At 67.3% G+C, this 20,527-nt stretch carries 23 protein-coding genes and 1 pseudogene; 14 read left to right on the forward strand and 10 right to left on the reverse strand.

The window, feature by feature from the left end:
* The first annotated feature begins 8 nt into the window (after positions 1–8).
* On the forward strand, positions 9–134 hold the full coding sequence (locus GTV32_RS23920; RefSeq protein WP_272918239.1) for a hypothetical protein: 126 nt from the start codon (positions 9–11) through the stop codon (positions 132–134).
* Here the strand turns inward: GTV32_RS23920 and GTV32_RS17735 are convergent.
* Positions 121–1,239 (reverse strand): ArsA family ATPase, encoded by a 1,119-nt coding sequence (locus tag GTV32_RS17735; protein WP_161061436.1) that lies wholly within the window; start codon positions 1,237–1,239, stop codon positions 121–123. The genes GTV32_RS23920 and GTV32_RS17735 overlap by 14 nt on opposite strands.
* Positions 1,240–2,265 (reverse strand): ArsA-related P-loop ATPase, encoded by a 1,026-nt coding sequence (locus GTV32_RS17740; protein ID WP_161061437.1) that lies wholly within the window; start codon positions 2,263–2,265, stop codon positions 1,240–1,242. It abuts the gene before it with no gap.
* Between the two features lie 43 nt (positions 2,266–2,308).
* Here GTV32_RS17740 and GTV32_RS17745 point away from each other — a divergent pair, with 43 nt between their 5' ends.
* The 6 genes from GTV32_RS17745 to GTV32_RS17770 all read left to right on the forward strand — a co-directional run bounded on the left by GTV32_RS17745 (position 2,309) and on the right by GTV32_RS17770 (position 6,318).
* Positions 2,309–2,473: a DUF4177 domain-containing protein gene (locus GTV32_RS17745; protein WP_161061438.1), complete on the forward strand. Its 165-nt coding sequence runs from the start codon at positions 2,309–2,311 to the stop codon at positions 2,471–2,473.
* Positions 2,474–2,478: 5 nt separating this feature from the next.
* The gene (locus GTV32_RS17750) at positions 2,479–2,952 is read left to right on the forward strand and encodes a RidA family protein (protein ID WP_161061439.1); all 474 of its coding nucleotides are present in this window, start codon (positions 2,479–2,481) and stop codon (positions 2,950–2,952) included.
* 48 nt (positions 2,953–3,000) lie between these two features.
* On the forward strand, positions 3,001–3,759 hold the full coding sequence (locus tag GTV32_RS17755; RefSeq protein WP_161061440.1) for a TSUP family transporter: 759 nt from the start codon (positions 3,001–3,003) through the stop codon (positions 3,757–3,759).
* A gap of 252 nt (positions 3,760–4,011) precedes the next feature.
* Complete coding sequence (locus GTV32_RS24135) at positions 4,012–4,155, forward strand: hypothetical protein (RefSeq protein ID WP_343287371.1); 144 nt, start codon at positions 4,012–4,014, stop codon at positions 4,153–4,155.
* Positions 4,156–4,295: 140 nt separating this feature from the next.
* Positions 4,296–5,408 (forward strand): flotillin family protein, encoded by a 1,113-nt coding sequence (locus GTV32_RS17765; protein ID WP_161061441.1) that lies wholly within the window; start codon positions 4,296–4,298, stop codon positions 5,406–5,408.
* Positions 5,409–5,484: 76 nt separating this feature from the next.
* Positions 5,485–6,318 carry an MBL fold metallo-hydrolase gene (locus tag GTV32_RS17770; RefSeq protein WP_161061442.1) on the forward strand — a complete coding sequence of 278 codons (834 nt, stop codon included), beginning with the start codon at positions 5,485–5,487 and terminating at the stop codon, positions 6,316–6,318.
* A 125-nt stretch (positions 6,319–6,443) separates the two neighbouring features.
* On the opposite strand, the gene GTV32_RS17775 is transcribed toward GTV32_RS17770, so the two are convergent.
* Both GTV32_RS17775 and GTV32_RS17780 read right to left on the reverse strand, forming a co-directional pair.
* Positions 6,444–7,118, reverse strand: a complete 675-nt coding sequence (locus GTV32_RS17775; RefSeq protein WP_006330855.1) for a Crp/Fnr family transcriptional regulator — start codon at positions 7,116–7,118, stop codon at positions 6,444–6,446.
* 190 nt (positions 7,119–7,308) lie between these two features.
* Positions 7,309–7,581 carry a hypothetical protein gene (locus GTV32_RS17780; protein WP_237421578.1) on the reverse strand — a complete coding sequence of 91 codons (273 nt, stop codon included), beginning with the start codon at positions 7,579–7,581 and terminating at the stop codon, positions 7,309–7,311.
* 265 nt (positions 7,582–7,846) lie between these two features.
* Between GTV32_RS17780 and nth the strand changes: the two genes are divergently transcribed.
* The 4 genes from nth to GTV32_RS17800 are packed head-to-tail and all read left to right on the forward strand — an operon-like array spanning position 7,847 to position 11,329.
* On the forward strand, positions 7,847–8,536 hold the full coding sequence (nth, locus tag GTV32_RS17785) for an endonuclease III (protein ID WP_161062604.1): 690 nt from the start codon (positions 7,847–7,849) through the stop codon (positions 8,534–8,536).
* The gene (locus GTV32_RS17790; RefSeq protein ID WP_343287372.1) at positions 8,533–9,276 is read left to right on the forward strand and encodes a TlpA disulfide reductase family protein; all 744 of its coding nucleotides are present in this window, start codon (positions 8,533–8,535) and stop codon (positions 9,274–9,276) included. Before nth ends, GTV32_RS17790 begins: the two co-directional genes overlap by 4 nt.
* Positions 9,273–10,133: a CoA pyrophosphatase gene (locus GTV32_RS17795; protein WP_161061443.1), complete on the forward strand. Its 861-nt coding sequence runs from the start codon at positions 9,273–9,275 to the stop codon at positions 10,131–10,133. Before GTV32_RS17790 ends, GTV32_RS17795 begins: the two co-directional genes overlap by 4 nt.
* Positions 10,130–11,329: a MarP family serine protease gene (locus GTV32_RS17800; RefSeq protein WP_161061444.1), complete on the forward strand. Its 1,200-nt coding sequence runs from the start codon at positions 10,130–10,132 to the stop codon at positions 11,327–11,329. Before GTV32_RS17795 ends, GTV32_RS17800 begins: the two co-directional genes overlap by 4 nt.
* Positions 11,330–11,362: 33 nt before the next feature.
* Here the strand turns inward: GTV32_RS17800 and GTV32_RS17805 are convergent, their stop codons facing one another.
* The 5 genes from GTV32_RS17805 to acs all read right to left on the reverse strand — a co-directional run bounded on the left by GTV32_RS17805 (position 11,363) and on the right by acs (position 16,737).
* Positions 11,363–12,307 carry an alpha/beta hydrolase gene (locus GTV32_RS17805; RefSeq protein WP_161061445.1) on the reverse strand — a complete coding sequence of 315 codons (945 nt, stop codon included), beginning with the start codon at positions 12,305–12,307 and terminating at the stop codon, positions 11,363–11,365.
* Positions 12,308–12,311: 4 nt separating this feature from the next.
* A complete protein-coding gene (locus tag GTV32_RS17810) occupies positions 12,312–12,851 on the reverse strand; it encodes a phage holin family protein (protein ID WP_161061446.1) in 540 nt (179 codons plus the stop codon).
* 117 nt (positions 12,852–12,968) lie between these two features.
* Entirely contained in the window at positions 12,969–13,967 is a 999-nt protein-coding gene (locus GTV32_RS17815) for a MerR family transcriptional regulator (RefSeq protein ID WP_161061447.1), read from the reverse strand.
* A complete protein-coding gene (locus GTV32_RS17820) occupies positions 13,954–14,637 on the reverse strand; it encodes a HEAT repeat domain-containing protein (protein ID WP_161061448.1) in 684 nt (227 codons plus the stop codon). Before GTV32_RS17820 ends, GTV32_RS17815 begins: the two co-directional genes overlap by 14 nt.
* 147 nt (positions 14,638–14,784) lie before the next feature.
* Positions 14,785–16,737, reverse strand: a complete 1,953-nt coding sequence (acs, locus tag GTV32_RS17825; protein WP_161061449.1) for an acetate--CoA ligase — start codon at positions 16,735–16,737, stop codon at positions 14,785–14,787.
* Between the two features lie 224 nt (positions 16,738–16,961).
* On the opposite strand from acs, the gene GTV32_RS17830 reads away from it, so the two are divergent.
* Positions 16,962–17,717 (forward strand): oxidoreductase, encoded by a 756-nt coding sequence (locus tag GTV32_RS17830; protein ID WP_161061450.1) that lies wholly within the window; start codon positions 16,962–16,964, stop codon positions 17,715–17,717.
* Between the two features lie 602 nt (positions 17,718–18,319).
* On the opposite strand, the gene GTV32_RS17835 is transcribed toward GTV32_RS17830, so the two are convergent.
* Positions 18,320–19,132, reverse strand: a complete 813-nt coding sequence (locus GTV32_RS17835; RefSeq protein ID WP_237421929.1) for an HAD-IB family hydrolase — start codon at positions 19,130–19,132, stop codon at positions 18,320–18,322.
* 493 nt (positions 19,133–19,625) lie between these two features.
* Between GTV32_RS17835 and GTV32_RS24140 the strand changes: the two are divergent.
* Both GTV32_RS24140 and GTV32_RS17840 read left to right on the forward strand, forming a co-directional pair.
* Positions 19,626–19,838 (forward strand): annotated as a pseudogene (locus GTV32_RS24140) (lipase); the annotation flags it as partial.
* On the forward strand, positions 19,826–20,509 hold the full coding sequence (locus GTV32_RS17840) for a hypothetical protein (RefSeq protein ID WP_343287373.1): 684 nt from the start codon (positions 19,826–19,828) through the stop codon (positions 20,507–20,509). The pseudogene GTV32_RS24140 and the gene GTV32_RS17840, both read left to right, overlap by 13 nt.
* The last annotated feature ends 18 nt before the right edge of the window (positions 20,510–20,527 follow it).

Below are 20,527 nucleotides of genomic sequence, written 5' to 3' on the forward strand. Positions count from 1 at the left end.
GACAACTGATGGCCGGCCCTTCGGGGCCGGCCATCGTCGTGTTCGTGATCGTCGTGTTCGTGATCGTCGTGTTGGTGATCGTCGTGTTCGGGAGATCCGCTGTGCGCGCAGCCGTGTGTGTCAGCCGCGGCTGACGATCTGTTCGGCGACGGCACGCAGCGCGGTCGCGTCGGCAACCTCGAAGGGCAGCGACGGGACGCCGACGATCGGCACGGCCGGATGCGACGCGGTGAACCGCTGCAACAGATGGAGTTCCCGCTTGCCCGTCGCCGCGCGCTCGGAGTGGATCTCGAGGACCCCGCGGGTCAGTTCGTCCTCGACGGTCTCGAGGGCCGCCCGGGCAGACGACTCCGAGATCGACGTCAGATTCGGATGGGTGCGGTTGAGGATCAATCCCGCGAGAGGCATCGACTCCTCCGACAGTCGGTCGACGAAGAATGCCGCCTCACGCAATGCGTCCGGTTCGGCCGCCGCGACCACCGCGAACTGGGTGCCCGGCTGCTTGAGCAGCTCGTAGGTCCTGAGCGCCCGATCCTGGAAGCCGCCGAACATCGAGTCGAGCGATTGCACGAACGTCGCGACGTCGCGCAGCATGTCGCCGCCGATGATGGTGGAGACGCCGCGCATCGCCAGGCTCATCGCGCCGGTCACCATCCGGCCGACCCCGCGACCACCGCCGACGAGCACCTTCATCAAGCGACCGGACAGGAACGACCCGAGCCGCTGCGGTGCGTCGAGGAAGTCGAGTGCGTTCCGCGACGGTGGGGTGTCCACGATGATGAGGTCCCAGTGGTTCCGCTCGAGCAGTTTGCCGAGCTTCTCCATCGCCATGTACTCCTGCGTCCCGGAGAACGACGACGCCATCGTCTGATAGAAGGAGTTCTCCATGATCGCCGCCGCGCGATCGGGCGAGGAGTACTCCAGCACCATCTCGTCGAAGGTGCGTCGCATGTCGAGCATCATTGCGTCGAGCGAGCCGGTGGCCTGGCGGCCCGAACCGTTCGCGGCCCCGATGTCCACCGGCTGCGGGTCGTTGGTGAGCTCGGACATGCCCAGTGACTGGGCCAGTCGGCGAGCCGGGTCGATGGTGAGCACCGCGACCGTCCGGCCCTGTTCGGCGGCATACAGGGCCATGGCGGCTGCGGTGGTGGTCTTGCCGACCCCGCCGGCGCCGCAGCAGATGACCACACGGGTGGCGGGATCGGTGAGCACCGAGCCCATCTTCAGATCCAGCGGCATCTAGGCACCTGCCTTCTGCAAGAGGTTGGCGAGCTCGTAGATCGCCCCGAGGTCGATGCCGTCGCCGAGGGTCGGCAATTCCAGGGTGGGCAGTTCGACGTCGTCGAGCTGCGCCTTGGCAATCTGCTGTGCCTGCAGCCTGGTCGCGTGCTCGATCGTCTCGGTGAGTAGACCGGCAAGGTCCTCGTCGGAGGCGTGCATGCCGGCCTCGGACAGGTGTTCGAGCACGCGCGGCGCGTCGATCCGGCCCTCGGCGATCTCGTCGATGTACCCGGCAGGCAGGTGGGTCTTGCTGACGCGGTTGATGATCAGCGTGCCGATGGTGAGGTTCTTCTCACGGAGTTCGTCCACCGCCTCGACCGTCTCCTGGATGGGCATCGCCTCGAGCAGCGTGACCAGATGGATCACCGTGTCCTCGGAGTGGAGCAGTTTCACCACGCCGTCGCTCTGGTTGCGGATGGGGCCGGTCTTGGCGATGTCGGCCATCGCCTTGGTGACGTCGAGGAAGTTGCCGATCCGACCGGTCGGCGGGGCGTCGACGACGACCGCGTCATAGACGCGTTTGCCCTGCTTGTCCGTGTGGATGATCCGCTCTTTGATCTTGCCGGTGATGAGAACGTCCCGGAGACCCGGGGCGACGGTGGTGACGAAGTCGATCGCACCGATGCGCTTCATCGCACGGCCGGCGAACCCGAGGTTGTAGAACATGTCGAGGTACTCGAGCAGGGCGTGCTCGATGTCGAGGGCCAGCGCCGAGACCTCGCCGCCGCCCGAGGCGGTGGCGATGCGGGTGTCGTTCGGCGGCAGGGGAGGAATGTCGAAGAGTTGCGCGATGCCTTGTCGGCCTTCGCATTCGACGAGGAGGACCTTCTTGCCGTCGGCGGCCAGGGCGAGGGCGAGGGCGGCAGCGACGGTGGTCTTGCCGGTACCTCCCTTACCGGACACGAAGTGCAGGCGGGCGCGCTCGGCGGACTCTGGCCATTCGTTCGCGTGCCCGGCGTCGTCGGACGGTGTTTCGTTCACCACCGCATCACCATATCGACAACACTCAACCCGTTAGGGTGGGTCCATGAGTGAAGTGACCGCGTGGGAGTACGTGACCGTGCCATTGCTGACGCACGCCACCAAGCAGATCCTGGATCAGTGGGGCGCCGACGGCTGGGAGTTGGTCAGTGTGCTGGCCGGTCCGACCGGTGAGCAGCACGTCGCCTACCTGAAGCGTCCGAAGGGTTGACGCCGATGGCAGGTACATGGACGCAGCGTCTTGCCGAGCTCGGCGTCGAACTGCCTCCGGTGGTGTCTCCGGTGGCGAGCTACGTACCGGCCGTCCGGACCGGGAACCTCGTCTACACCGCAGGTCAGCTACCGATCGTCGCAGGTGAGCTCGACGTCGCGGGCAAGGTTCACGAGGGTGCCGAGGGTGTCGTCAGTCCCGAGCAGGCCAACGCCGCCGCACGTCAGTGCGCTCTGAACGCGCTGGCCGCCGTCGACGGTCTCGTCGGCATCGACTCGGTGGTGCGCATCGTGAAGGTCGTGGGTTTTGTCGCCTCCGCGCACGGTTTCACCGGTCAGCCCGGCGTGATCAACGGCGCGTCCGACCTCCTCGGCGAGATCTTCGGCGAGATGGGTGTCCATGCGCGTTCGGCTGTCGGTGTGGCCGAGTTGCCGATGGGCGCGCCCGTCGAGGTCGAGCTCATCGTCGAGGTCGCCTGATCCGGTGACCCGCCGGATCGATTTCGCTTGTGTCGGCTCGGTCCGCTGGTGGACGTCGCCGTCCTGATCGCGGCGGCTGCCGCGGCCGGCTGGGTGGACGCCGTGGTCGGGGGCGGTGGCCTCGTCCTCATACCGGCGATGCTCATCGTGTTCCCGGGGCTGGCCCCGGCGACCGCGCTGGGCACCAACAAGCTGGCGGCGGTGTGCGGGACCGCGTCGGCGGCGGTGGCCTATGTCCGTCGGCTGCGTATCGACGTCGGTCGCCTCGTCCCCGTCTTCGTGAGTGCACTGGCGTTCTCGGCGCTCGGCGCGTACACGGCCAGTCGACTGCCGGAGGCCGTGTTCACGCCGATCGTGCTCGGCCTGCTGGTCGTGGTCGGGCTGTTCGTCGCCCTCAACCCCGGGTTCGGTTCGGGTCTCGGGGTCTCTCGGCCGCGGTGGTCGGTGATCCTCGGGCTGGTGCTCGCCGGTGTGGTGATCGCCTTCTACGACGGCGTGATGGGTCCGGGGACCGGGACCTTTCTGATCATCACCCTCACCGCGCTGGTGGGGACAGGTTTCCTGGAGAGCTCGGCAATGGCCAAGGTGATCAACACCGGCACCAATCTCGGCGCTCTGGCGGTCTTCGCGTGGCAGGGAAACGTCATGTGGCTGTTGGGAATCGGCCTCGCCGTCGCGAACATCGCGGGCGCACAGATCGGCGCACGCATGGCGATCGGCCGAGGGAGTGCGTTTGTCCGGTGGGTGCTGCTGGCAGTGGTGGTGGTGATGGTCGCCAAGCTCGGATATGACCTGGTCGCTGATTGACACCTTCGTACTCGACTGCAGTGTGAGCGGGGCGTCGCGACGATTATTGTCGTGAGCGCCCGCTCACGCCGAGGCTGTGTACGGTGACAGCTACCCGTGGCGACGGTTGCGGCGATGACTGCTTGTGGCAGTGACTGTTTGCGGGGCACGACTGTTGCGGGGGCGACTGTCTGCGGGCGACAAGGGGGTGCACGTGATCGGGACGACAGGGGTGGTCACCCTCGCCATCGGGGCGGGGAGTCGCTCGGCGAGGTGGAACTCGCGTCGGCCGGTGGCACCGAACGCTTTCTCGCCGTAGCTGCGATGCCTCTCGACGTGGACGAGACGATCTTGGTGATCGGCGTCCGGCCGGGTCGCGTGCTCGACGTCGAGCGCTGGCTGCCGATGCCGACCTGACCGGGTCCGCGGCGGCTTTCCACCTCCTGTCGTCCAGGCGAACGACACGTCGGAACCGCGCCGTAGCATGAGCCGTCCAAGCTGTGAACACCGTGCGCGCACAGACGCATCGGGTGTCACGACGACTGAGGAGGGCCACCATGCTCGGCTACCACGTTCCCGAACCCGATGAGGCGATGCTGATCTCGGGTAAGAAGGCCCAACTAGACGGTGCGCCGTTCGACGTCGTGGTCGGCCACGGCAAATGGGTGATGCCGGTCCTGCGCAAGGTGCGGTTCCTCTCGATGGCGTTGCATGAGGCGCAGATCCGGGAGGTCTGTGTCACCACCCAGGGCATTCAGCTCAACGTGCGTGCGGTGATCGCGCACAAGGTCGGGAGCGATGTCCCGTCGATCGTCAATGCCGGACAGCGGTTCATCTCGGAGCAGGAGGACGAGATGAATCAGCTCACCGGACAGGTGTTTTCCGGGCATCTGCGCTCGATCGTCGGGTCGATGACCGTCGAGCAGATCATCCGGGAACGCGACACGCTGGCACGGCAGGTGCTCGAGGCCTCGAAGCGGGAGATGGGTTCGATCGGTCTCGTCGTCGACTCGTTCCAGATCCAGTCCATCGACGACATGGACTCGGGTTACATCGATGCGCTCGCGGCTCCGAACATCGCGAAGGTGCAACGGGAGGCGGCGGTCGAGCGCGCACGGGCCGATCAGGAAGCGTCGAAGGCTCAGCAGGAATCGCTGCGGAACCAGGCCGACTACGAGCGTGAGACCGCCATCAAGCGGGCGCAGATCAAAGCCGAGACCGACAAGGCCGATGCCGAGGCAGCCCAGGCGGGTCCGCTGGCCGAGGCCCGGGTGAACCAGGAGATCATCCGCGAGCAGTCGCTGCTGGCGAACGCCCAGGCCGATCTACGCGAGCAGCAGCTGATCTCCGAGGTGGTGAAGCCGGCGGAGGCCGAGGCACGTCGCACCCAGATCATCGCGGAGGCACAGGCGCGGGCCGTCGAGATCAGTTCGGCGGCGGCCGCCAAGCACAACCGCATCGCGCTCGATCAGCAGCTCATCGAGCAACTGCCGGCCCTGGTCGGCGAGGTCGCCAAGGGTATCGGCGCGTCGAATCTCACCGTCTTCAACGGTGCCGAAGGCGTGAACGAACTGATGACCGGCGTCGTCACGCAGGGAGCTTCGCTGCTGAAGAGCCTCCAGAGCGAGTTCGCGCCCCAGATCGTCGAGGACGTCGATCGGTCGGCGTAGCCCCCGACGTCACCGAGATCGTGCTCGGTGACCTGGACCACTGCCGTCGGCGACGCTGTGGGTAGTGTCGGATGACATGACCGACAACGGAAGTGACGACACGGGGCCGGCGCCGGCCCACCCCGCCTACGGCGTGGTTCGGGAGGTCACCCCGTTCGCGTCGGTGCTGCTGTGCAACAACCCGGGAAACATGGAGCTCGACGGCACCAACACGTGGATTCTGCGGGCACCCGGACATGCCGAGTGTGTTGTTGTCGACCCGGGCCCGCCGAACAAGAAGGGCCACGTCAAACGCATTGCCGAGCAGCCGGGTATCGCATTGGTGTTGATCTCGCACCGACATTTCGACCACACCGGGGCCATCAAGCGTCTGCGGAAACGTGTCGACGCACCGGTGCGGGCGCGGTCGTCGAAGTTCTCCCACGGGGCCCCTGCGCTGGCCGACCGGGAGGTCATCGAGGTGGCGGGGGTGCGGATCACCGTGCTCGACACACCGGGTCACACCGGCGATTCGGTGAGTTTCCTCGTCGAGTGCGACGGCCAGCGCGCCCTTCTCACCGGCGACACCATCCTCGGCAGTGGTACCACCGTCATCGATCCGTCCGACGGCACGCTGCGGGACTATCTGAACTCTCTCAACCGGATCATCGTCGAGGGAGAGGACGCCGTCTTGCTTCCCGCGCACGGCCCCGACCATCCCCAGGTTGGTCCGGTGGCGCGCTACTACAAGGCGCACCGCGAAGAACGGATCGATCAGATCGTGGCCGCGCTCGATGAGCTCGGTGTATCGGCCAAGGACGCCAAGCCGATGAAGGTGGTCCGCAAGGTCTACGCCGACGTCGACAAGAAGCTGTGGCCGGCCGCACGGATGTCGGTCAAGGCGCAGTTGGAGTATCTGCGGGGGCGGTGACCCTTCGTGGCTCGCTTCGCTCGCACCTCAGGGGACGGGAGTGACTGCTCCCTGAGGAGTGAGCGGCGGCACCTACTGCTCCCTGAGGAGGGAGCGAAGCGAGCGTCACGAAGGGCGCCGAGAGATCACCGCGCGCGACGCGCCAGACGCTCGGAGTCGGCGATGAGCACGCTCTTGCCCTCGAGGCGGAGCCAGCCGCGCTGTGCGAAGTCTGCGAGCGCCTTGTTGACCGTCTCGCGGGACGCGCCGACGAGCTGCGCGATCTCTTCCTGCGTGAGGTCGTGGGTGACGCGCAGTGCGCCGCCCTCCTGGGTGCCGAAGCGCTGCGCGAGCTGCAGGAGCTGTTTGGCCACACGTCCCGGGACATCGGTGAAGATGAGGTCCGCGAGGTTGTTGTTGGTCCGGCGGAGGCGGCGTGCGAGCACGCGCAGAAGCTGCTCGGCGATCTCGGGGCGGTCCTTGATCCACGCGCGCAGGGCGTCGCGGTCCATCGAGACCGCGCGGACCTCCGTGACCGTGGTGGCGGACGACGTCCGCGGCCCCGGGTCGAAGATCGACAGCTCGCCGAACATGTCCGACGGCCCCATGATCGTCAGCAGGTTCTCGCGACCATCAGGAGAGCGACGCCCGACCTTCACCTTGCCCGACAGGATGATGTAGAGCCGATCGCCCGGCTCACCCTCGTGGAAGATCACGTGGCCGCGAGGGAAATCGACCGGTTGAAGCTGCTTGGTCAGCGCTGCGACGGCCGAGGGCTCGACACCCTGGAATATGCCAGCCCGCGCCAGTACGTCCTCCACCTAGGAACCTTTCTCGTCCAAACCACACTCGCGTGGCAATTGGTCACCGACGTTCACAAGCACGTGAATACCGCCCCGCCGACGCGTTGCCCCGTGCAACGCTACTCTCGCCCCAAGCATAAGTGTTGAATGGGTCACGGACCTGACCATTGCGGCGAGTCGGCTTCGTCGGTTATGGCGGTTACGCGGGTCAGCTGGCGCGCTTGGGCGACGACGAGATCATCGAACCCGAGGTCGGCAGCGTCGGTTCACCGATTCCACGGCGACTGCGGAATTCGTCGAGCGCAGCGGGAAAACCGTCCGTGGCCAGCGGATCCGCATGCGCGGCGTGCGCCGATCCGAGGAGTTCGTCCACGTGGTCGCGGGACACGGCGAGGCGGTCGATCCGACTCTGCACCTTCTCCATCGCCAGCGCGAAAAGCATGAGGACAGCTGGGAACAGCAGCGCCGCGAGTCCTTGCATGGGGACCAGTAAACACAATCCGGTCAGTCCCCCGCCAACCAGAGTGGCGGCCTTCACTGACTTGTTACCAATGCGTAGCACCGTCGTGGGGCGCCGATTCCGGCGATGCGCACGGTCTCTGTGGGTCCCACCGCGACGATCTGGCTAACCTGAATCGGTGAGTGCACGCAAGACCCCCGACTCGGCGGCGCCGGCAACGCGGGCCCGTCCACGAAAGAGCGCCGGAGCGGAAACGCGCCTGGGGCTGGTGCGGCGCGCCCGGCGGATGAACCGAACCCTCAAGGTCGCCTTCCCGCATGTCTACTGCGAGCTCGACTTCACCACGCCACTCGAACTGTCGGTCGCCACGATCCTGTCGGCCCAGTGCACCGACGTCCGCGTCAACATGGTCACCCCTGCGCTTTTCGCGAAATATCCGACCGCCGTGTCGTACGCGGAGGCCGACCGCACCGAGCTCGAGGAGATGATCCGCTCCACGGGCTTCTACCGGAACAAGGCGAACTCGATCATCGGACTCGGGCAGGCGCTCGTCGAGCGGTTCGACGGCGAGGTCCCGAACACGCTGAAGGACCTCGTCACGCTCCCCGGGTTCGGTCGCAAGACCGCGAACGTGGTCCTCGGGAATGCTTTCGGGGTGCCCGGCATCACCGTGGACACCCACTTCGCCCGGCTGGTCGGCCGGTGGGGATGGACCACCGAGACCGATCCGGTCAAGATCGAGCGGGCGGTCGGTGAGCTCATCGAACGCAAGGAATGGACCGACCTCTCGCATCGCGTGATCTTCCACGGCCGGCGGGTGTGTCACGCGCGCAAACCGGCGTGCGGGATCTGCGTCCTGGCCGCCGACTGTCCGGCCGCCGGCACCGGTCCGATGGACAAGGCCGAGGCCGCCCGGCTGGTCAAGGGACCCGAGACAGATCACCTGCTGCAGTTGGCGGGGATCACAGCGCAGTGAACGACACACCGTCCACAGTGAGCCCGAGTCCTGCCGAGCCCGGCTCACCGGAACCGTCCCGTCCCCCACGCCGCCGCTTCCCGGCCTCCGCCCGATGGACGCTGGTCTTCATCGTCGTGATGATCGCATTGGTGGTGGCGATCTGGCCGCGCGGCGACGACGAGACGGCGAGCGTGTCCGACCCGGCGACCGCGACCGGCCCCAGGGCGACCGACGCGCAGGTCGACGAGGGCCAGTTGGCCCAGGCCCGACGGGACGCCGCGCTCGCGCCCTGTCCCCAGACCGGTCTTGCGATGGGCCAGGCGTCGGTGCTCGCAGGCGTGACCGCGCCATGTCTCGCGGACGGCAAGCCGTACGACGTCGGGGCGGGCACCGCCGGAAAACCGATGGTCGTCAACATGTGGGCGGTGTGGTGCCTGCCGTGTCGTCGGGAGCTACCGCAGATGGCCGACTATGCACAGCGCGCGGGAGATCAGGTGACGGTGCTGGCGGTGCACGCCCAGGAAGGTGCGCGGAACCCGTATCTGGCGTTGCGTTTCCTCACCGAGAACAATGTCCACCTGCCGGTGGTCATGGACACCGACGCCCGGATCGCCGGAGCGCTGAAGGCGCCGCGGGTCTTCCCGTCGACGATCCTGGTGCGCGCCGACGGCACGGTCGCCAAGATCCTGCCGCAGGTCTTCGACGATCCCGATCAGATCGCCGTCGCGGTCCGTGAGTACCTGGGGGTGACGACATGACGTCCGACCATGCGCGTGACGGGGAGCAGATCTCACCGGTCGGACCGCTGGTGCCGACCGGACAGATCCCACCATGGCTGCGAACGGTGACCGGCAACGTCGGTGCCGTCACCGACGCGGTGCTCAATCGCGGCGGAGATCGCACTCGCTGGGCGTCGATGCTCGGCCGGGATCGCCGTGCCGCGGCAGTCCTGGTGCTGGTCTCCGGCAGCTGGGATGCCGCCGCCGACCATCCGGGCGGGCTTCCTGCCGACGCCGAGATCCTGCTCACCGAACGCGCACCGACCCTCCGGCAGCACAGCGGACAGGTCGCCTTCCCGGGCGGTGCCATGGATCCGGGTGACGACTACCCGGTGGGCACCGCATTGCGCGAGGCGAACGAGGAGACCGGTCTGGTCGCCGAGGGCGTCCACGTGGTCGCCAACCTCCCGTCGTTCCCCGTCCCGGTGTCGGCGTTCGACGTCATCCCCGTTCTGGCCCACTGGCAGCGTCCAGGCGACGTCCAGGTGATGGACACCGCAGAGACGTCGAGGGTCGCGAGGGTCAACCTGCGTGCGCTTCTCGCGCCGGAGAGTCGTTTTCAGGTGCAACGGAACGTGCTCGGGGCGCGTGCCTACCGCGGACCGGCGTTCATGGTCGACGGGCTGCTGGTGTGGGGGTTCACCGGCGGGTTGATCGCGGCCATCAGCGAGGTGTCGGGGTGGGATGTGCCATGGGACAAGGAGGATGTCCGTCCTCTGGACGAGGCGATTGAGGCCGCGGGAAGTCCCCAGACGACGGGGTTCTCGGCGGTGTTGCCGGAGGCGATGCATCAGGCGATCGGCGACCCCGATCGCGGTGAGAGTGGGCATCGGTGAGCGGATCCGGATGGGTTGATCTCATCGTCGTGGTGATCGCCCTGTTGGCTGCGGCCAGTGGGTACCGCCAGGGCGCGGTCGCCTCGGCGCTGGCGTTCCTGGGAGTGATCCTGGGTGCGGTCGCAGGCATCCTGCTTGCGCCGCACATCATCTCGAGGTTCGACGACAGCACTATGCGACTCTTGGTCGGCGTGGTCCTGCTGGTCGCGTTGATCATCGTCGGCGAGGTGTCGGGAATGGTCCTCGGCCGGGCGGCGCGCAGCGGCATCCGGTCGCGCGGCGTACGCCGCGTCGACAGCGTCATCGGCTCGGTTCTCCAGGTGATCGCCGTCCTGGTCGCAGCATGGCTGCTCGCGATCCCGTTGAGCAGTTCCACCGAGACCCAGCTCTCGACGGCCGTCCGCGGTTCCAAGGTGCTCGGTGGCGTCGACGTGTTCGCGCCGCAGTGGCTGCGTGATCTGCCGAGGGACTTCAGTGCGCTGCTGGACAATTCCGGTTTGCCGCAGGTGATCGGACCGTTCGGACGGACTCCCGTCGTCAACGTCGGTCCACCCGATCCCTCTGTGGTGCAGCTGCCCGTCGTGAACCAGACGCGTCCCAGCGTGATGAAGATCGAAGGGACCGCACCGAGTTGTCGACAGGCCCTCGAGGGCAGTGGATTCGTGGTGTCGCCGGAACGTGTGATGACCAACGCCCACGTGGTCGCGGGCACGCGCCGTCTCAGTGTCTCCGCCCCGAGCGGACAGCAATTGCCCGCCCGGGTGGTGCTCTTCGACAGCAGCAACGACATCGCGGTACTCGACGTCCCGGGATTGACCGCGCCTGCACTGAAATTCACCGACAAGGAGGCCTCGCCCGGCGACGATGCGATCGTGCTGGGCTATCCCGAGGCGGGACCGTTCGCGGTGAACCCCGTGCGGGTGCGCGAGGTCATCAACCTGTCCGGTCCCGACATCTACCGAACCGGAAGGATCCTGCGTGAGGTCTACACCGTCCGCGGTCAGATCCGTCAGGGAAATTCGGGCGGCCCGATGATCAACTCGGAGGGCGAGGTGCTCGGCGTCGTCTTCGGCGCTGCCGAGGACACCGCGGACCAGACCGGGTTCGTGTTGACCGCCAAGCAGGTTCAGTCGAATTTCACCGACTCGGAGAACCGGTCGTCGCGGGTGAGCACCGAGTCCTGCGTCCACGCGTGACGGACCGCCCGCTCACCGCGCGCCGGTGGACGGTCACCCGAGGTCGCGCGTGAGCAACTCCACCAGCCGCTCGTTGACCTGATCTGGTCGTTCCTGGTGCGCGAAGTGGCCGCTGTCGTCGATGTGCCGGTAGTCCATGTGCGCGGCCCATCGGCCGCTGGCGGTCATCAGGTGATCGAGGATGTACGGATCCTCCCGGCCGCGCAGCGCGAGAACTGGAATGTGCAGCCGCTGATTCATCAGGTCCATGAAACGCACGCCGTCGGGACGGAACTGCGACCGGAACGCCCAACGCTGGTACTCCAGGCTGCAGTGCGCGACGTAGGGGATCTGGACCGCCGACCGGTTCCGTTCGACGGCCTCCGCGAACTCGTCGGTCTGCTGCCAGGTGTCGGCGGCGCGCTCGCGGAAGTACTGCTCGATGTAGGCACCGTCGCGTCGTGTCAGTCGTCGTTCGCCGGTTCGCGGCAACTGATTTCGCAGGAAGCCGGTGAGAAAGGCCGATCGTTGGCGGCGGTCGCGCAGCACACCCCGACGCAGCGCACGCGGGTGTGGTGACGCGATGACGGCGATCCGGTTCACCACCCGCGGATGCAGGGTGGCCGTCGCCCAGCAGACGAGGCCGCCGTCGGCGTGCCCGACGAGCGTGGCCTCCGAGTGCCCCAGGGCGCGGACCAGTCCATTGGTGTCGCCGGCGAGCGACCAGCCGTCATAACCGCGAGGCGGCTTGTCGGAGTCGCCGTAGCCGCGGAGATCGACGGCAACGGCGCGGTAGCCGGCTTCGGTCAGCGCGGCGATCTGGTGTCGCCAGCTCCACCAGAACTCCCCGAATCCGTGCAGCAGCAGGACCAGGGGGCGGTCGGCCAGCCAACGTCCGTCCGACTCGACAGCGTGAAAGCGGACCCCGTTCGCCCGGACGTCGAAGTGATGCCAGTTTCCGGGAACCCGGACGCTCGACGGGTCAGGCGGGACCGCCAACTCCTCATCCCCGCCCGGGGTCGTGCGCGCGCGGGATCTCGGGATGGTCGCCGGTTCGTGTCGGCGACGCAGCGGGGCTGTCGGCGGAATGCTTCCCGGGCAGCACGGTCGGCACCTCCCGGACCGATTCGATCGTCTTCTTCGGTCCTCTGATCTTGCGGAAGAGTATGTAGCCGACGAACGCCATGACGATGGTGATCAGCACCAGGATCAGGAAGACGATCAGGAAGGCCAGCCAACGGGGCATCCAGTTGTCCAGCAGTTCGGCGAGAAAGAAGAAGAAGAAGAAACTCGAATAGAGGGCCATCACCCCGGCGACCACCAGCAGACCCGTGCCGGCGCCCGCCTTCTTCGCCTCCCCGACGAGTTCGGCCTTCGCCAGCGCCACCTCGGACCGGAACAGCGTGGACACGTTCGCGGTGGCGTCCTTCACCAGATTCCCGATGCTGGGCTCGCCGTGGCGACCCAACGTGGGGTCCGACAGCGGGATGGACGGGACCGATCCGGTGCCTTCTGCGGGTTGGCCGTGCTCGTTGCGGCTCACTGCATCCTCCGTATCTCGGTGCTCTGCGCTTATGTTGCCATGCGAGGGCCGGTCGGGGCGCGGGCCACCCGGGTCGCATCCACAACCTGTCTCACCGTCGGCCTCGCGACCGGCCGATCACGCCCGGTGATGCCGCATCTTTGCGACGGCCGCGACTGCCGGGTCGTCGTCGTCGACCAATCGAGCGAGAATGTCCGCGGCCGCGTCGCCCGGCATCTCCACCAGCGCTTGGGCGAGGCGGCTCCGCGCGGCAGGCGGTACCGCGGGGTCGTCGAGCAACCTGCCCAGGTCGGTCGCGAGCTGATCGGCGGTGCCGGAATCGGCTGCCAGGTCGCGGAGCAGGTCGGCGGCCTCGACATCGTTGGGGCCCGCGACCACCATCTCGATGAGCGAAGGCACCACCGCCTGGTCGCCGCGAGATCCGAGCGCCAGTGCGGCGCGGCTGCGGACTACGGCGTCGGTGTCGGTGAGCGCGCCGCGAAGCATGCCGGTCACCGCGGGACCGGTCATCTCGGCGACCGCCGACACCGCTCGCCGTCGTACGTCCGCATCGTCGGACCGCAGGCCCACGGCCAGGACGGCGGCGCCCGACTCGTCCCCGCTCGCGGCCAATGCCCAGGTCAACGCGCCGGAGACGTTCGGGTCCGATTCGGCCAGCACGGCGTCGGCGACGGCTTCGGACGAGAGTCGGTGGCCCATCGCCGCCAGAGCGGCGCCATAGCGAACGCCCGCGGAATCCGAATCGAGGTCGTGCATCAGCCGCACCGCGCGCAGAACGTCTCCCCAGTCGGCCGGGGTGGATGCCGCGATGCGCCTCAGCAGTGCGAGCAACTCCTCCTCACGGGCAAGGCGTCGACGCGACTGCTCGACGAGGTCGCCGATCAACGCGCCCGGATCCGAAGAATCGGGTGCGTCCAGCAGGCGTCGCACCTCCGCCAGCGACAACCCGAGCGACCGTAGACCCTCCACGCGGAACAGCCGTGCGATGTCGTCCGTCGTGTACTCGCGATAGCCACCTGCGGTGCGGCCTGCGGGCGACACCAGCCCGAGCCGGTCGTAGTGCCGCAGCATCCGGGTGCTCACACCGGAGCGCTGCGACACCTCACCGATCAGCATCGGTGCCCGCCGACGGCGCGTCCTTCAGCGAGAGCACGCGTCTCGCGTGATCCACGGCGGCCGCGAAATCACTGTCCGGGTCGTCCATGAGACGAGCAGTAGCGATGGCGTGGTCGCGGGCGGCATCGTCGTCGACCGCCCGTGCCGCGACGACCAGCGGGACCGCGGATTCGCCGAGGGCAACGAGTGCACGGCTCAGGCTGCGCCGCGTCTCCTCGTCGCCGCGGCCGAACTCGGCGGCCAATCCCGCAGCGAGAGAACCTCTTTCACCGTCGGGAACGAGGACCACCGCCGCACGCCAGGCGCTGCGTGCCACGTCGTCGTCGGAATCGTGGAGAAGCTCCGACGGGACGTTCGACCACACCGTGCGGTCGCCGATCTTCGACAGGGTGTGCAACGCCTGACCGCGGGCCTGTGGCGTCGGCGAGGTGAGCTCGGCGAGCAACCGCGGAATCGTGACGGTGACGCTGCAGCGGGTGAGCGCCCACGTGAGCATGTCGCGCACGAAGAAGTCCGGCTCGACGCCGCAGCGCTCGACGAGGGCGCCCACGAGCGTGTCGTCGGGGTACGTCCCGGCAGCCAGGGCCGCCTGCAGTCGTGTCGACGGCTGCGGCCCCGACAGTGCCTCGACGAGCCGGTTCTGTCGCGTGTCACGAATCGCGTTGTTCATCGCGATCACCTCCTCGACACCAGTGAAGACCTTGGCACCGTGTCAAGGTCAACACCGCCCCTTCGTGACGCTCGCTGCGCTCGCGCTCCCCGGGGACGGGGGATGCTCGCTCCCCGGGGAGCAGGTGGGTCGCTCGCGACGTCGAGATCAGGCCTTTCGTGCGCGGATGTTCTCGAAGACGGAGGGGTCCACCAGGGTGGAGGTGTCGCCGAGTTCACGGCCTTCGGCGACGTCTTTGAGGAGGCGCCGCATGATCTTGCCCGAGCGGGTCTTGGGCAGTTCGGGCACGACGTTGATCTCGCGGGGTTTGGCGATCGGGGAGATCTCGACGGCCACTTGTTCGCGGAGTTCGGCGACGAGCGCGTCACCGGTGTTCTCGATGCCTTCGCGCAGGATGACGAAGGCGACGATGCCTTGTCCGGTGGTCTCGTCGGCGGCGCCGATGACCGCGGCCTCGGCGACTCCGGAGTGCCCGACCAGCGCGCTTTCGACCTCGGCGGTGGAGATGCGATGGCCGGAGATGTTCATCACGTCGTCGACGCGGCCGAGGACCCACAGGGCGTGGTCGTCGTCGTAGCGGGCGCCGTCTCCGGCGAAGTACCAGCCCTGCTCGGCAAAGCGCGACCAGTACGTCTCGCGGAAGCGTTCGTCGTCGCCCCAGATACCGCGCAGCATCGCCGGCCACGGCTGGTCGAGGACGAGGTACCCCTGCTCACCGGCGCCGACCGGCCGGCCCTGGTCGTCGACGATGTTCGCCGAGATGCCGGGCAGCGGTGCCATTGCCGAACCGGGTTTGGTGGAGGTCACGCCCGGTAGCGGAGAGATCATGATGGCGCCGGTCTCGGTCTGCCACCAGGTGTCGACGATGGGTGCCTTGTCGCCGCCGATGACCTCGCGGTACCACTTCCACGCCTCCGGGTTGATCGGTTCACCGACGCTGCCGAGCAGTCGCACCGAGCTCAGGTCGTGCGCGTCGGGGATCTCACGGCCCCACTTCATGAAGGTGCGGATCAGGGTCGGCGCGATGTAGTAGATCGTCACGCCGTAGCGCTCGATGATCTCGAAGTGGCGATGTTCGTTGGGGGAGTTGGGTGTTCCCTCGTAGACAACCTCGGTCGCGCCGTTGGAGAGCGGTCCGTAGACGAGGTAGGAGTGCCCGGTGACCCAGCCGATGTCGGCACCGCACCAGAAGACGTCACGGCCTTCCTTGTGATCGAACACGTAGTGGAAGGTGTACGAGGCCTGGGTGAGGTAGCCGCCGGAGGAGTGCACGATGCCCTTGGGCTTGCCGGTGGTGCCCGATGTGTAGAGCAGGAACAGCGGGTGTTCGGCGTCGAAGGCCTCCGGCTCGTGGGTGCTGGACTGCTCGCCGACGGTGTCGTCCCACCACACGTCACGGCCGTCGACCCACGGCAGATCGGGGTCGTGGTTGGTGCGGCGCACCACCAGGACCTTCTCCACCGAGCGGGCGGCGTCGTCGCCGCTGCCCAGCGCCTCGTCGACGGCGGCCTTGAGCGGTGCCGGGTTGCCGCGGCGGTATTGACCGTCGGTGGTGATGACGAGCTTCGCCTCCGCGTCGTCGACGCGCGAACGCAGTGCGCCCGACGAGAACCCGGCGAACACCACCGAGTGGGTCAGACCCAGTCGCGCGCAGGCCAGCATCGAGACGATGGCCTCGGGGACCATCGGCATGTAGATGGCCACGCGGTCGCCGGCGACCAGGCCGATCGAGGCGAAGTAGTTGGCGGCCTTGGACACCTCGTCCTGCAGCTGGCTGTAGGTGAGGTCGCGGGTGTCACCGGGCTCGCCGACCCAGTGGATCGCGACCCGATCGCCCTTGCCCGCAGCGACGTGGCGGTCCACGCAGTTGTAGGCGACGTTGAGTTTTCCGCCGACGAACCACTTCGCGAACGGGGCATCCGACCAGTCGAGGACCTGATCGAAATCCTTGGCCCAGTCAAGGCGCCGAGCCTGCTCGGCCCAGAACTCCAGACGATCCGCGTCGGCCCGATCATAGAGTTCCGCGCCGGCGTTGGCCTGCGCGACGAAATCGTCGGACGGCGGGTACCCCTGGGCGGACGAAGTGGTGGCGGGAGTCATCGGTGAGGCGACCTTTCACTGTCGAGGACACATACGGCGTGACGTGCATGCATGCCGCTTACTCATTGTGAGGGTAGTCACGTTGGAACGCGGTTGCAGGGGCCGTCGGCCGGCACTCGCAGTTCCGCGACGAATGGTCCCATGGACACGACGAGTGGTGCAGGGGGCCGATCGTCGTCACCGGCCGAACCACGCGGGACCGCCGGTCACTATCGTGTGGAGACGTGACCTCCGATCCGCTCGCGCCGCTGCTCGATCTGCCCGGCGTGCGCGACGCCGCCGACCGGGCGCGGGACGCCCTGAGTGCCGTGCACCGTCATCCGGCGAATCTGCGCGGTTGGGACAAGACCGCGACCGAGGCGTCCTGGCGTGCCGGACGTTCCTCGGCGGCCATCGACGGCGGGAGTGTGGAACTGCGGCGTGATGGTGACTTCGACGATCCGGTGCTGGCCGGTGCGATGAGGGTGGCCCAGTCCCTCGACGGCGACGCACTCGATCAGCTCACCGGCGTCTTCCGGCGAGCGCCCGCGCAGGCGTTCGCCCGACTGCACATGCTCGCGGCCGCCGACCTCGTCACCGACCCCGACGATCTGGGCCGCCCGAGTGCGCAAGCCGGGGTGGCCGGCCGCCTCGATCTGCTCGGTCAGTTGGTCACCGGTGCCACGACGGTCCCGGCGCCGGTACTCGCGGCAGTGGTCCACGGCGAGTTGTTGGGTGTCGGTGCATTCCCGACCGCGAACGGTGTGGTCGCGCGGGCGGCCTCCCGGTTGGTCTGCACCGCGTCGGGCCTGGACCCACACAACCTCGGTGTGCCGGAGGTGACGTGGCTGCGCCGTCTCGACGACTACCGCTCGTTGTCGGCGCGGTTCGCCGACGGAGACCCGAGCGGTGTGGGCGAATGGATCGTCTTGTGCTGCGAGGCGCTGGAAGCCGGCGCCGGAGAGGCCCGCTCGATCGCCGATGCGGCGCGCGCAGGCTGAGCCGGGTCCGCTCGCGATCCGCGAAACCATGAGTCGCCAAAGGTTTCTCGAGAGACTGCCCGGACAATACAATGCGGGCGGCCGCTCGGCCGGTGGAGAACCGGCCGGGTTGCCGCCCGCATAGCACGGACCCAAGTTACCAAGCGTGCTCGGTGGGTTGTGTGGATCGCCTCGGCGAGTGACCGCGGTACTGGTCGGTACGCCCCGATGTGAACCATTTACGAATGACGGTGCCGTGCAATCGGATCGAGCGTCTTCGGATCGATTCGTTCCGTCTCGCAGACCAAATGGTCCGTTCCGATCGGATCGATTCGTCCGGCTCGACGGGGAACTCCTCATGTTCCCGCATACGGCCCGTTGATGGCCATCGGCTTGCCCTTGCCAGCCTACGATGTCGCAGGCGCACAACGCTTTTGCCTTATTGCGGCGTGCTCCGCGTGGGTGCTTGCCGCCCGTGCTGGGAAGCGCTCGGCGTGGGGGTCCGCTCCTTCTCTTCCGGATCGGACTTTGCCTTCCGAGATTCCGTAACCCCTTTTGTACACCGTGACCGCAGTCACATCAAGGGTCTTTCGCACCAACGTTCAGTGGTGTTCATGGGAGTCTCAGGCGGGCCGTCGGTGGTGCCGTCGATGCAGCAGCGAGTGCATCCCGAGGCCGCTCACGGCGGCCACGCCGGCGCCGAGCGCCACTGCGGCGGCCATCCGGGAGGACGGCGCGGGGATGCGTCGCCGAAGCGGCACCGGACGATTGAACCCCAGGACCGGCCAGTCTCGATCGGCCGCCTGCTTGCGCAGTTGCCGGTCCGGATTCACCGCGACGGGATGGCCGACCGCGTTGAGCATCGGGAGGTCGGTGATGGAGTCGGAGTACGCGTGACACTCGGCGAGGTCGTAGCCGCGGTCCTCGGCGAGCGCGACCATCGCAGCAGCCTTGTTCTCTCCGTAGCAATAGAATTCGAGATCGCCGGTGTAATGACCGTCGACGACTTTCATCTCACTGGCCGCCACGTGGTCGACCCCGAGGAGATCGCCGATCGGTTCGACCATCTCCCGCCCGGATGCCGAGATCAGGACGACGTCGTGTCCGCGCGCCTGATGACTTGCGATCAGTTCGGCGGCCTCCGCGAAGACCAACGGGTTCACGATGTCGTGGAGGGTCTCGTTGACGATGGACCGCACCTGTTCCACATCCCACCCGCGGCACATGTCGGTCACGTGGCGTCGCAGGTTTTCCACTTGGTCGTGGTCGGCCGCGGTCACGAGAAACAGGAACTGGGCGTAACTCGACTTGAGTACCGATCGCCGATTGATCAACCCCTCATCGAAGAACGGTCGCGAGAACGCCAACGCGCTCGACTTCGCGATGACCGTCTTGTCGAGATCGAAGAATGCCGCCACGCGGGATCGGTCGGTCAGACGTGGTACCGAAGGTGTCGACCCGGTCGCCTTCGGTGAGGTGTCCGTCACGTCGCCAGCATATGGTCTGACACACTGTCGGCGATAGCCCCGATTGCAACGTGATTGCATCGTGAATGCCCAGGCAGCGATATAAAAATGTGACCTCGGATCGGTTGTCATCGTGGTTGCACACTTCGAAATCTCGTGTGTATAGTCGGCCATAACCGGTTAATACCGGTGCCTTTCAGCCCGACCCCCCGGGGCTGAAACGCGATGACCCCGGCCTCCTCCCCCCTGGCCGGGGTCGTCCTCTGTCTGGGGTCGGTTTCCTCCTGGCTCGTCAGCCTTTCTCCCGCGTATGCGGCGGTTTTCCGAAAACTGGGACGCTTGACCAAGCAGTTGCTAGGTTCTGGTCGGATGTCAGCCGAACGGGGGAGTGGGTATGTCGACAGGTCGGAACATGCGGGTGGGGTTGCTGGCTTCGGTCCTCGCATCCGTGATGGCGCTGGTGATGGGCGTAGGTGGGGAGGCTCAGGCGGCGCCGCGCGCGCCCCTGCCGGAGACATACAACTTCTTCTCCGGTATCCCGGCCGAACTCGCCCATCCGGGAGGTTCCCTCCCGGGTTCCAACGACTTCTCCTGCAAACCCACTGCGCGCCATCCGCGTCCGGTGGTGCTCGTCCACGGCACCGGAGGGTCGCAGCAGACCAATTGGGGCACCTACGTGGCGATGCTGGCCAATCGTGGGTACTGCGTGTTCGCACTCACGTACGGTGCGCTGCCAGGAACGCCCTGGCCGGTGTCGGCGATCGGGGGATGGGTCGCATCGAGGGGAGCGCCGCGGAGCTGTCCCGATTCATCGACAAGGTGCTGGCCGCTACCGATGCCGAGACCGTCGACATCGTCGGGCATTCTCAGGGCACCTACATGCCCACCTATTACCTGAAGGATCTGGGCGGTGCGCGCAAGGTAACCAAATACATCTCGTTGGCGCCGTTGTGGCGCGGATCGTTCGGCGGCACCACCGCGATCACGCAACAGCTGTTGCGGGGCGCGGACGTTCCCATCTGCGCCGCATGCGCGCAGATGGGCGCCGGCTCACCCTTGAACAAGGCGATCTGGCGGGGCGGGAGCCCGTACGTCAAGGGCATCGACTACACGAACATCTCCACCCGCTACGACGAACTGGTCGTGCCGTACACCAGCGGTCAGGTCCCGGGGCGCGCCGGCGAGAACGTCCGCAACATCGTCGTCCAGGACACCTGCTCAGCCGATCACAGCGACCACCTCGCCATTGCCGGCTCGCGACGAGCGGCCTTCATGGTGCTCAACGCACTCGACCCGCAGCATCCCGTCCGCGTGCCATGTGAGTTCGTGCCACCGTTCACCGGGTAGCAAACCGCTCATCCACAC

It is taken from the genome of Gordonia sp. SID5947, from assembly GCF_009862785.1.
Classification (GTDB): Bacteria; Actinomycetota; Actinomycetes; order Mycobacteriales; family Mycobacteriaceae; genus Gordonia.